9 protein-coding genes and 1 pseudogene are annotated in these 12,584 nt (G+C 43.6%); 7 read left to right on the top strand and 3 right to left on the bottom strand.

What is annotated here, in order from left to right:
• Nucleotides 1-86: 86 nt before the first annotated feature.
• On the top strand, nt 87-1,565 hold the full coding sequence (locus tag ACXHJ1_RS02250) for a protein adenylyltransferase SelO (RefSeq protein WP_457905531.1): 1,479 nt from the start codon (nt 87-89) through the stop codon (nt 1,563-1,565).
• A 109-nt stretch (nt 1,566-1,674) separates the two neighbouring features.
• Here the strand turns inward: ACXHJ1_RS02250 and ACXHJ1_RS02245 are convergent.
• Nucleotides 1,675-2,111, bottom strand: a pseudogene (locus tag ACXHJ1_RS02245) (SDR family oxidoreductase).
• A 487-nt stretch (nt 2,112-2,598) separates the two neighbouring features.
• On the opposite strand from ACXHJ1_RS02245, the gene ACXHJ1_RS02240 reads away from it, so the two are divergent.
• The gene (locus ACXHJ1_RS02240) at nt 2,599-3,981 is read left to right on the top strand and encodes an amino acid permease (protein ID WP_019686214.1); all 1,383 of its coding nucleotides are present in this window, start codon (nt 2,599-2,601) and stop codon (nt 3,979-3,981) included.
• Nucleotides 3,982-4,196: 215 nt separating this feature from the next.
• Here ACXHJ1_RS02240 and ACXHJ1_RS02235 read toward each other — a convergent pair whose 3' ends face one another.
• Nucleotides 4,197-5,237 (bottom strand): NAD(P)-dependent alcohol dehydrogenase, encoded by a 1,041-nt coding sequence (locus ACXHJ1_RS02235; protein WP_025364086.1) that lies wholly within the window; start codon nt 5,235-5,237, stop codon nt 4,197-4,199.
• Between the two features lie 260 nt (nt 5,238-5,497).
• On the opposite strand from ACXHJ1_RS02235, the gene ACXHJ1_RS02230 reads away from it, so the two are divergent.
• The 3 genes from ACXHJ1_RS02230 to ACXHJ1_RS02220 all read left to right on the top strand — a co-directional run bounded on the left by ACXHJ1_RS02230 (nt 5,498) and on the right by ACXHJ1_RS02220 (nt 10,031).
• Nucleotides 5,498-5,914, top strand: coding sequence for a MerR family transcriptional regulator (locus tag ACXHJ1_RS02230; RefSeq protein ID WP_016819842.1), 417 nt, complete (start codon nt 5,498-5,500; stop codon nt 5,912-5,914).
• Nucleotides 5,915-6,030: 116 nt separating this feature from the next.
• Nucleotides 6,031-6,738, top strand: a complete 708-nt coding sequence (locus ACXHJ1_RS02225; RefSeq protein WP_457905530.1) for a hypothetical protein — start codon at nt 6,031-6,033, stop codon at nt 6,736-6,738.
• A 422-nt stretch (nt 6,739-7,160) separates the two neighbouring features.
• A complete protein-coding gene (locus tag ACXHJ1_RS02220; RefSeq protein WP_457905529.1) occupies nt 7,161-10,031 on the top strand; it encodes an S-layer homology domain-containing protein in 2,871 nt (956 codons plus the stop codon).
• Between the two features lie 115 nt (nt 10,032-10,146).
• Here the strand turns inward: ACXHJ1_RS02220 and ACXHJ1_RS02215 are convergent, their stop codons facing one another.
• Entirely contained in the window at nt 10,147-10,821 is a 675-nt protein-coding gene (locus tag ACXHJ1_RS02215) for an NAD(P)H-dependent oxidoreductase (protein WP_457905528.1), read from the bottom strand.
• A 142-nt stretch (nt 10,822-10,963) separates the two neighbouring features.
• Between ACXHJ1_RS02215 and ACXHJ1_RS02210 the strand changes: the two genes are divergently transcribed.
• Nucleotides 10,964-11,344: a winged helix-turn-helix transcriptional regulator gene (locus ACXHJ1_RS02210; RefSeq protein ID WP_017426240.1), complete on the top strand. Its 381-nt coding sequence runs from the start codon at nt 10,964-10,966 to the stop codon at nt 11,342-11,344.
• Nucleotides 11,345-11,548: 204 nt separating this feature from the next.
• Nucleotides 11,549-12,541, top strand: coding sequence for an ABC transporter substrate-binding protein (locus tag ACXHJ1_RS02205; RefSeq protein WP_457905527.1), 993 nt, complete (start codon nt 11,549-11,551; stop codon nt 12,539-12,541).
• Nucleotides 12,542-12,584 lie beyond the last annotated feature (43 nt).

The raw sequence follows: 12,584 nt of genomic DNA, 5'->3' as shown, positions 1-12,584 counted from the left end.
AGCATGGTGAAAAGTGGATAATAAATGAATAGAAGTAAAAACTAAAATGGGCAAATCCAAGATACCACAGCAGAAAAGGAGACACTATGACGGAGAAAAAAGAAATAGCTGATAAAATAGGGTGGAACTTCGACAACAGTTATTCTCGTCTGCCGGAATCCATGTTTACGAAGCTCAATCCAAATCCTGTTCGCTCACCAAAGCTGATCATTTTAAATCATCCGTTGGCAGTTTCACTGGGGTTGAACGAAAATGCGCTGCGAAGAGATGATGTTGTAACCATGTTGGCCGGCAATCAGGTTCCCGAAGGTGCTACACCTCTTGCACAAGCTTACGCAGGACATCAATTTGGGCATTTTAACATGCTAGGAGACGGCCGTGCTCTACTGCTCGGCGAGCAGATCACTCCCTCGGGCAAACGGGTTGATATTCAGCTCAAGGGCTCAGGCAGAACGCCGTACTCCCGTCGTGGTGATGGCCGTGCGGCACTTGGGCCGATGCTCCGCGAATACATCATCAGCGAAGCGATGCATGCGCTAGGTATCGCTACCACCCGCAGCTTGGCGGTGGTAACCACGGGTGAGGCGATCGTCCGGGAAACTGAGCAGCCCGGTGCCATTCTGACTCGTGTGGCTGCCAGTCATCTTCGCGTCGGCACCTTTCAATATGTCTCAGCATGGGGCACGTCCCAAGATCTGCGGACTCTGGCTGATTACACATTGGAACGACACTATCCGGAAGTTGCCAATGACGAAAACCGTTACCTTTCACTGCTTCAGGAAGTGATTAAGCGTCAGGCGAAGCTGATCGCTCAATGGCAGCTGGTGGGTTTTATTCACGGAGTGATGAATACCGACAATATGACCCTTAGCGGAGAAACCATTGATTATGGTCCTTGCGCCTTTATGGATACCTATAATCCTGAGACGGTGTTCAGTTCCATCGACATGCAGGGCCGCTATGCTTATATCAATCAGCCGCATATCGCTGCGTGGAATCTCGCGAGATTGGCGGAGACCCTCTTGCCACTGCTGCATGACAACAGAGAGCAGGCTGTCAAAATGGCCGAGGATGCAATTTCAGATTTTGCAAACATGTTTCGCCTTCATTGGCTTGCGGGAATGCGGGCCAAATTGGGGATCTTTAACGAAGAGCCGCAGGATGAGTCCCTTATTGAGGATCTTCTTAAAATCATGCAGAAGCATCGCGCGGACTACACCAATACCTTCCGTGCCCTCACTTTAAACAAGCTGGAGGATGCGGTTTTGTTCAGCACGGCGGATTTTACCCAGTGGCACGAGCAGTGGCAGGCGAGGTTGGACAGACAGCAGGAATCCGAAGCCACCTCGTATCAGCTGATGCGCAGCAGCAATCCCGCAATTATCCCGCGCAACCATCGGGTAGAAGAAGCACTGGAGGCTGCGGTGGAACGTGAAGATTACCGAGTGATGGAGCAGCTTCTTGAAGTTCTTTCGAACCCTTATGCTTATTCTACCGAACAGGAAATTTACTCTACATTGCCTGAGGAATCCACTTGTCCTTACCGAACATTTTGCGGTACCTGATCTGTAGTAGTCATGCTGAACAATTGGATGATAACGTATTTCATGCGTTGGTGGAGAAGAACAACTTTCTCTCACCAACGCATTTTGTTTTTATTTTGAATCTGTTCATTTACAGATGAGATCCACCACTTGCATCAATCAATTGACCCGTTATCCAGCGGCTATCCGTTGAGGCAAGAAAGGCAGCTATATCTGCAACATCTTCAGGCTCTCCCCAACGTTTAAAGGTCGAAAGGCCAGCGGCAAATTTCTGTCCGTCAGGATCTTGTAAGGTTCCGCTATTCATCTCTGTATTGATAATGCCTGGTTGGATGGCATTGACGGTAATATGACGGCTCCCAAGTTGATGAGCCAAAACGTGCGTTAGTGTGTCGATGGCCCCCTTTGACATGCTATATGCGAAACTACCTCATCTGCTTCTTTATGCCTTTTTCCGTAGTGTACTGCGACAATGGCCCCCTCCCGAGCTAGACGTAATGCAATGCCACGACCGATTCCTCGACTTGCACCAGTTACTAAAGCGATTTGACCTTTTAACTTACTCATGTCTTCATCTCCTTGTTTGGAATTCATGCATAGTTATATCACAAGGGTATGTTTGAAATGTTGCTCTTTCATTCAGAGCTTATGTTTACACTGTATGGATATAGGCTTTAAACAAGCTTAATATCGTGATATTTATCATTGAAAAAAACACGTATCTTCAACGCTCTAATGCATTACATTGAATTGACCAATGTTCAGTAAAATGAATCTCCTTCCTTTCCATTTCATGTCTAAAAATGTCTGCTAATTAGCAGTTGTATTTAGACGTTTTTTGTCATACAATGCATCTAATGCTACGGACTCGGTCTTAGAAACAGTAAGGTTTGGACGGCAAATAGGACGTGGTTGACTTTGTATATTTATGAATCGTGGAGCTACTGTGTAGTCGTTCGATCAACCACGTCAGTCTGAAAATTAATAATGTTTGGGGGCAGTTTTCCGGATCATTAGCATTTGATGACGAACATATACGAAGGGGAGCGTTCTTTTGGAATCGAAACAATTAACGAGAGGGCTGAAGCCACGACACGTTGAGTTGATTGCGCTTGGAGGCACGATTGGCGTTGGCTTGTTTATGGGATCGGCAAGTACGATAAAATGGGCAGGTCCTTCGGTGCTGTTGGCTTATCTCTTAGCTGGGATTATTATGTTTTTTGTCATGCGGATCATGGGGGAAATGCTGATTCTTGAACCGGTGACGGGCTCATTTGCTACCTTTGCTCATAAATACATCAGCCCTTTGGCCGGTTTCTTGACCGCTTGGAGCTATTGGTTCTTATGGGTTACTGTAGGAATGGCGGAGGTCACTGCGATTGGGGTATATGTGGGCTACTGGTTCCCGGATATCCCGCAATGGTTGCCGGCTTTGGCAGGTGTAATTATTATTGCGTTGGCCAATTTAGCGGCTGTGAAATTCTATGGAGAATTTGAGTTTTGGTTTGCGATGATTAAGATTATCGCTATTATCTTCATGCTAGTAGTTGGTACGGGGATGATCTTCTTTGGCCTCGGTAACGGCGGACAACCGATAGGTCTATCCAATCTAGTCAGCCATGGTGGTTTTTTTGCAGGAGGATTAAAAGGGTTCCTATTTGCACTATGTATTGTAACGGCGGCTTACCAGGGGATTGAGATGGTAGGCATTACAGCGGGTGAAGCAGAAAATCCGAAAATGACCCTGCGAAAAGCTATTAAAAACATCATCTGGCGTATTCTGATTTTTTACGTAGGGGCAATCTTTGTCATTGTTACGATTTATCCTTGGAACCAAATTGGCGAGATTGGCAGCCCGTTTGTTCTGACTTTTGCCAAGGTAGGAATTGTAGCTGCTGCGGGTATTATTAACTTTGTTGTACTTACAGCTGCGATGTCAGGTTGCAACAGTGGTATTTATAGTGCGGGCAGAATGTTATATACATTGGCTAAGAACGGACAAGCTCCTAAGTTCTTCGGGAAAGTTTCCGCAAGCGGTGTCCCTAGAAATAGTATAATAACGACCATTTCATTGCTACTGGTAGGCGTGTTATTTAACTACCTAATGCCTGATTCCAAACTGTTTTTGTATATTTACAGCGCTAGTGTTCTCCCGGGTATGGTACCGTGGTTTGCATTAGCCATCAGTCAATTTAAATTCCGGAAAAAGTGGAAAAACGAAATGGAAGATCATAATTTTAAGTCTCGTTTTTTCCCGATCAGTAATTACATCACTATTATCTTTTTGTTGCTGGTGATCGTTGGAATGTGGTTTAACCCGGACACACGCTTGTCGTTGATTGTCGGGGCAACCTTCATGGCGATCGTCGTTGTTGGATATTTTGTCTTTGGTATAGGAAAGCGGCAGAGAATTGAAGAATTAGAGAAACACGAATAGGCTGCTCAAGATGTACTATTTGCCGAGCGTAATTCAGATGTCCTGAGTTGCGCTCGGCTTTCCTTTTTATATGAAGAGGAATAGAGCAATGGAAAGGCTGTGAGTGAGGTGAAAAAGTGTGTGATCATTGCAAAATAAAGCGAAGGTATCCCCAAGCTATACTTGGAGACACCTTCAAATTAAAACTGCTTTTACAACTTATTGATTTACCTAGCTTACATTGTGCTAATGTCAATCACGAATCTGTACTTGACATCAGATGCTAATACTCGTTTGTAAGCTTCGTCAATCTGGTCAGCTGATACCACTTCAATTTTAGGAACAATATTGTGTTTCGCACAGAAATCCAGCATTTCCTGTGTCTCGCGGATACCTCCTATCATTGATCCTGCAAATGAACGGCGATGTCCGATAAGGGACATCACATTGAGTGACATCGGCTCCCCGGGGGCACCGACATTCACCAAAGTTCCGTCAAGAGTGAGTAGTGCAAAATAAGCGTTCAGATCTATGTTGGCACTTACCGTATTAATAATCAAGTCAAAGCGTCCAGCCAGTTTTTCAAATGTTTCTGGTTCGCTTGTGGCATAATAGTGATCCGCGCCAAATTGCAAGCCATCTTCTTTTTTCTTTAATGTTTGTGATAGAACGGTTACCTCAGCACCCATAGCATGTGCGATCTTGATAGCCATATGGCCAAGGCCTCCCATACCCACAACTGCCACTTTCTTATCTGGGCCAGCTCCCCAGTGGTTTAACGGCGAATAAGTCGTAATACCTGCGCAAAGTAATGGAGCAGCCACGTCAAGCTCAATATTATCTGGAATTCTTACTACAAAATCCTCAGTTACGACAATGTGGGTAGAATACCCGCCTTGTGTAGGCTCGCCGTATTTGTCAACACCAGCGTAGGTAGGGACATTTCCTTTAAGGCAGTATTGTTCCTCTCCTTTACGACAGTTCTCGCATTCGCCACAGGAATCAACCATACAGCCAACTCCTACCCGGTCACCAACTGTGTACTTTGTAACTTTAGCTCCTACATCCGTAACAATCCCTGCAATTTCATGTCCAGGTACAAGTGGGTAGTTCACGGGTCCCCATTCGCCGTGAGCAGTGTGGATGTCAGAATGGCATATGCCAGCATATTTAATTTCAATCAATACATCATGTGAATCAAGATCCCGTCGTTTAATTTCAGCCGCTCGAAACGGTTTGTCTGGGCCGTCGACAGCTCGTGCTTTAGCAGTAATCATAAATAGCCTCCTAATTACTTATATTTTTCAAGAGAAAGTAATTGTATTGAATACAAAGTGAAAACTAAGTGAAGTCGATTGAAGTTTTCCTCTTGCAGATCAATGTTAATCCTTATAGTTAACTCTAAGTCAAGCAACTACCTATATTCCTTTTAAAAAATTATGCTAGGAGACTTTGACACTCAACCAATAGCTTGATAGAATCCCTTTATACCTAGAGTTAACTCGAAGTCTATATCATTAAGGATAGGAGATAAATGATGAAGACATATTCGATCAGCGAAGTTGCTAAAGAATTGAATCTTACAGCATATGCCTTGCGTTACTACGACAAGGAGGGACTTATGCCTTTTGTAGAACGGACATCTAGCGGAACAAGATTATTTAAAGAATCCGATATTGACGCTTTAAAAATAATTGAATGTCTAAAATCCACCGGAATGCCGATCAAAGAAATTAAAAATTTCATTGATTGGTGTTCTGGGGGAGATTCCACACTACAACAAAGATATGACATGTTTATCGAACGAAAAGCGACTGTAGAAGCACAAATGGAGGAACTAAAAAAAACAATGGAGGTTATTGAACATAAATGCTTATATTACAAAACTGCATTGGATGCCGGAACGGAAAATGTTCATAAAAACAATAATATAGGGAGTCACATGACTAACTAACAGAAAAGACATAATTTATCCACACTTCCTTCTAATATTTAACTGTTAGTAGAATTATTGAAAAGCTATAATTCTAATGATGATTTGAGTGTATATGAAGAAAAGAGGTTGTGGGTATGAAGTTGAAAAAATGGCCAGTAGTATTCATGCTAGGTATTATCATGCTGGTATCTGTAGGCTGGAACAGTGGAATATCTTATGCAAAATATTATTACGAATACACTTGGGATCAGTACAAGGGGACTGAAATCAAGACCTACAGGCTGACACCAGTAGCTGGTAGAGCCGGATCTATGGATCAGGAAAAGGCCCTTGCTGCTATTGGCAAAACTCCAAATGTGTATGGAAAGTTCAGTGGCTATCAAATAGATAAAATAACTGAATTTGCAACCAAGAGTGTAACGGATGAGGTTTATCATTATGCGATTGTTGATTTTAATACCGATAAGGAGCCAGCAATTGTAGAATACGTGAATCCAAAAGGCGGAATTCCTCATACATGGAACGGAACTGATGAGATTCGAATTTTTATGAGAGGATCTGAGGCTGCTTCTTTGGCTGAGCTGTTTTATGAGGGAACTCCAAGTGAAGGACGCTATCATTTTAATGCTAACGATGTCTACTTAGTTACATTCTGGTCCAGCACAGCACAATCAATCACGGGAATGTCTGCTGAAGCACTAGTTGAGGAAGGCCCCTCTACGCTTATAAATCAAGAGTGGGTAAGTCAAATAAAAGACAAAGATCCTGCTGCTTATCCGCAAAACGGAACTCTAAAGGGCTACTTTTATATTTATAAGGGTTCTGAGTTGAAAAAGGATTAACGAGCAGCCAGGACTTAATAAGTGTATCTTACACAAAAAATGAGATAACATTTTTGTATTCAGACGAATGCGGATACAGATGTCATCTCTTTTTTTATTTATGGTGTACATGATTAAAATGATAGGCCCAAAAGGTGATAAGTATTTAATTGCCAATGAAAACCATTGTTTAGTGATAGGGAATTAAGGCTTAAAAAAATATGGTGAAAGAGCAGGACAGCAGATTGCTCAAACCACTTTTTTTGCTGGCTTTATTCAATCCTAGGGAGATTATTCCGATAATTCAAGTATATACAGTTTGGTGTTAACAGTAATGAAAAACCGTTTGAAAACAAAAGAGGATGATTTTCAAAATTGATATGAAGGTACAGGTGAAAGTGGCCCAGTGCTATCTCGTAAAGGAGGTGTAATGATCTCAAATAATGAATTATGAAAAAAAGTTAAAACAAATTAGGCATTACATGGCTGGTTTACTGGCTGTCTGGTTGTTCTGTATACATAGTTCGCCTGTTTTTGCGGACAGAGCCTTTAACGATATCGAACATTCCTATGCAGCTGATGCGATTGAGGCCATGGCTGCTCAAGGTTATGTTACGGGTTATCAGGATGGGAGCTTTCGACCTTTACATTTTATCTCGCGTCAGGAATGGGCAAGCATTTTCGCTAAAACCTTAAAGCGAACATCGAATAACAGAGGCGTAACTTCTTTTCGGGATGTGTCACCATGGGCTTTACCTTATGTACAGGCCTTGCAGGAAGAAAGCATTACGAAAGGGATTAGTGATCAATTATTCGGTGCCAAGCACAATATGACTCGTCAGGATATGGCCGTTTGGTATGCCCGGTATTTTGGTGTTACTGATGATACCCGATCTGCTGGTATATCCAGTTTTGTGGATCAACCTAATATATCAAATTATGCACAAACGAGCGTATGGCTGATGGAACGGTTGGAACTGATTGAGGGGGATACAAATCATTATTTCCACCCTAAAGAGTCTGTGAGTCGGCAGGACGCCACGTTGGTTGCTTATCGGTTATGGTTAGGCGGTGACGTTCTGAAAGAACGTGCCAAGCGTTTGCTGGAGTCATTAGAAAATGGAGCTGCAACGATGCCTCAGGCGACCAGCCAACAAGAATCGCAGAAGATTGCGGCCGATTTGACACCGGAAATTAGGCAACAACCTGTGAATTCGGAAATTGAGGAGCCTAAAAGGCATCGCCCAAGACCTGATTCACCAGTATCTCCGGTGACACCACCGGAGCCGAAACCGGAACCGCCAATCACACCACCGGTGCCTAATCCCAAACCACCAATAATTCCGGTTGACCCATCGGTGATTCCACCGGATCACTCTTCGGATTTTTTGGTCGATGAAGTCGTAATCAAGGCGCAGGAGCTAGTAAATCAACCGGAAACGCACCCTTCGTATCAGCTATCCTTTCAGCTATACAATGAAGGACGACCAGTAAGCATTCCTGCTGCCAGTGTCACAAATGTTACGTACACATTTAGTGATGGGTTAGGTGTTTTTGATGTACAAGGAAAAATCACACATCCCGAGAAAATACCAGCTGTGGACAGCTTCATTCCGGTAGAAATGAAGGTCACCATTGCCAAACCTTATCGGGTTCTTACAGCTCAGACCAAGCTGATCGTAAAAGGGAAGACTCCGCCGGCAGAACCACCGAACGTAATCAGGTCCGTATACTTGGCCACGTATACCATTTCAGAGGCGGCTACTTTAGATCCGGCTGCTTGGAAAATGTCCTACGTATTTCGTAATGCTAAAGGAGAGATTATAGCTCCTGAAATGCTGCCATCAGACTTGATACTTCGGATAAAGGATTCCAGAGGAATATTTGAAGAGGATGGAAAGATTGCCAACCTGCATTTGATTCCAGCAGTGAACTCGGTTATTCCATTAAAAATCACAGTTGAGTCTCCATCCCAAGGGATTCTCTTCACATCCGATGCGGAATTAACGGTAGAACCCGGGGAACGTAAAAAACAATACTTTGCTGTCTCCATCATGCTGCAGGGAAGCGCGACTACCGTAGATCAAATCAAGCAATCTCGTCAATTGCTGATGGATCACTTTGGTCCCAACATTAAAGTGACATGGGCGATGCAAAACGGATTTGTTTTTGTAGAAGCGAATCGGCCGCAGCTTGAACAGGTTCTGGCATTTGTTGATCAGTATGGAGATGAAGTTGGGATTCTGGCGGGGTACCCGAACCAGTCCGAGCCCGGGCTTCCTGTTTGGGAAGCAAAGATGGATGAGTGGCTGTATATGTATCGTTATAATGCATTTAATGAGCTGCACCAATCTGGTTCGATGGGATCACCATCCGTGTTTGAAAGCATGGATACAGACCAATATCGGAAGTATCTGCCGAAATCATTGACCAGCTTTACGGTGAATCCCGAACAGACTCAATGGCTTAAGGATCACTATCGAATTACATCGGCGATGGGATGGTCGGCTACACAATATAATGTCAACGGTATGTATGGTGAGGGCTCACCTTTGATGCCTTACTGGTCCCATAAGGACAATCCGATTGTTCCCGCACAAGGAATTGCTGATAATAGCGGTACCGTATTCATGAACTCGGTTACGATTGATCCGATTGGGTCACGCTATACGAAAGATTCCTCACGCTGGACTCTTCATCCGGGTGATCCCTATGTGACGGAGACGGATGCGGCACCACAACTGTATATAGTACAGCAATATTTGGATAACCCTTATCAACGTATAAATACGGTAAACTACTTGTCCATTATTTTGGACATCAACGCACTTGCCAACACCCATAACATGGGTCCAATATGGGAGAACTTTGTGAATCATTTCCCGCTTGATCGCAAGGTCGAGATTGTGGGTGTAGACGGGCTGAAACAGATTTATGAATCGGTAGCAGGATCGGGTAATGATCATACCGAGTTTACGCTCATGTTTAGAGGTTCAGGAATAAAGACGGCTATGGATTCCAATAATTCACCGGCAAATCTGCGCTATTTGTGGACTGAAAATGCCTCACAGCGTATTATTTTATCCAAAGAGGATGGAGATGCGGCATGGTCCATTATTGACTTTACCGATTATACCCGAAAACCGGTTCCGAAGCTTGCTTACAGCCCGGAAAATAGTCACACGGACGTAAGCTATGTCACTGGAAGGAACTTCAAGCTATGTCCAACAGCTCCTTTAACAGCAGATGAAATTCAACGCGTGAAAACTCGTTTGAAGGAAATCTATTTCGTGGAAGAAGTGAACTATCAGTAGGCGTTATTATGAAGTGACCACATTTTTAGGAGCTATAGTTTTATGTAAAGAGGGCGCCCCTAGCCATGGAAATGGCTCGGAGCGCCCTTTGTTTTTAATAAGGATATTCCGCGCTTTATACCCACTCCACAATCTGATCTACAGGTCGCCGAGTTTTGTCGCGCGGTTCGTTCAGGCGGTATCCAAAGGCCACCATACAAGAAATACCGAAATGCTCGGCATCCATAATGCCTTCTTCGGAGAGGATGCGTTCAATTTCTTGTTTATTAAAACCTTCGATAGGGCAGGAATCAATGCCGATTTGAGCTGCGGCAGTCATCATATTGCCCAGTGCGATATAGGTTTGTCGGCATGCCCACTCGAACATAGCTCTTTCATTTTCCTCAAGCGCAAAATCTGATTTTAGGAAGGCGTCATATACCTTCTCTTTGCCTTGCATCACTTCAGCAGGTAATTGCTGCACGTTTACCATCATATTCTTGATATAATTGGATGAAGCTACCATATCTTTAGGCAATCTGGAGAGAATAAGTACGAAATGGCTTGCTGTTGGCAACTGTTTTGTGGCCCCCCAAGAATAGGGCAGCAGCTTCTCACGCATATCTGTACTTTGGACGACAACAAATTTCCAGGGTTCAAAGCCAAACGAGCTTGGGGATAAACGACCGGTTTCAAGAATAAACTCAAAATCGGAATCGCTAATTTTCTTATGATTATCAAATTCTTTTGTAGCATGTCTGAACTTGTATGCAGACAAGATTTGATCTTTAGTGGTTGTTAAGGTTTCCATCGTGATTCCACTCCTTATGGTTGTGATTGAAATTGACGCTTACTAAGTGCATGACTAATATTAGAATATACATGACCATTTTTGAAGTACGCACATTAATGTGCTGTAGTATATAAAATGATACCAAGGAGGAGAAGGGCCAATGCGCAATCGGAAAGGCGGTTTTGGTGAATGTACCGCTGGGAATGATCAGGCGTGTCCTGTTGAGTACACGTTGGATGTGATTGGGGGCAAGTGGAAAGGGATTATTTTATACCATCTCATGTATGGGACTAAGCGATTTAGTGATTTTCGGCGGATCTGCCCGGGAATTACCCAGCGTATGCTGACACTCCAATTGCGCGAGCTGGAAGAGGACGGTGTCGTTCATCGTGAAGTCTACCAGCAGGTTCCGCCTAAGGTTGAATACTCTCTCACCGAGTTTGGAGAAACACTCATCCCGATTATTAATCTGATGAAGGATTGGGGAGAAGAATATAAAACAAAACAGCGATCACCGGAAAGCAGCCCTTCAGCAACCTAGCCCCAATTTGTAGGTTTAAGAAGCAGCCGCATCCAAAAGACCTGGCCATCATTTTGGCAGGTCTTTTTATTTTAAAAGTGAAATAATAAAAAGTTCGCTTTGCAGTTGACAGCAAGGATGACGCTTGATATATTTCTTACGATATTGATAATCATTATCATGATGGTATAAGGCTATTACCATATTACATAGGGGGCTAATAGGTTGAGGAAAAAATCGATATTTATGCTGGCTACTTTGATGCTTGTATTGTCTGTATTTGTCAGCGCATGCGGCGGAAATAACACTGAAGGTAATACCGCTTCAACTTCAGGAGATAAGCAAGAATCGGCTTCTACTGGAGAGACGAGAAGCTTTAAAACGGTTAAAGGGGATATTCAGATTCCCGCTAAGCCACAGCGTATTGTAACGGATTTTTACGGCGGAGAACTGCTATCCGTAGGTGCTAACGTGGTGGGGGTGGAGCCGACTGCGTTTCAAAATCCTTTTCTGACTGATTTGCTAAAGGAAAAAGGAACCAAAGAGGTGGGTGATCCAACCAATTTGGAGAAGACGCTGGAACTCAAACCCGATCTGATCGTAGTTATGAAGGATACGAATTATGAAGCTTTGTCTAAAATCGCACCTACCCTGTACATTCCGTACGGCACCACGACTAATATCTATGATACGGTCAAGCTGTTCGGCGATATCACTGGGGAAAAGGAGAAGGCTGAGCAATTTATTGCCGCCTTTGACAAAAAGGCTGCTGAAGGCCGCGCTCGTCTGAAAGGTGTTATTGACGAAAAGGCAACTTTCGGGTTGTATGAGCTGACGGATAAAAACGCACTTTGGATCTTTGGCGACAATGCAGGACGAGGCGGACAAGCTGTATACAATGCGCTCAAACTGAACATGCCGAAGAAGACAGCTAATTCCAAGGAACAAACCGTACAGCTTTCAATGGAGGTACTGCCGCAGTATGACGCAGATTACATGTTCCTGACAACCTATGATCCAGACAAAAAGGGAACCGCGCTTAAGCAACTGAAATCGTCCGCTGTGTGGGGCAATCTGCCTGCGGTGAAGAATAATAGAGTGTTCTTTAATGATTTTGATACGTACTATCGCTATGATCCGATCGCTATTACCGGACAGATTGATATGATTGTGGATATGCTGGTTGAAAGAGAGAAAGAGAATAAAGCTAAAAAATAGGTGGATTTTGTGTTGTAACGAAATGTCGAAGGTAGATAGGAAG

Source organism: Paenibacillus sp. ALE2, assembly GCF_054113385.1.
The sequence above is the reverse complement of the archived record's forward strand: the minus strand, read 5'-3'. Positions and strand labels throughout refer to the sequence as shown.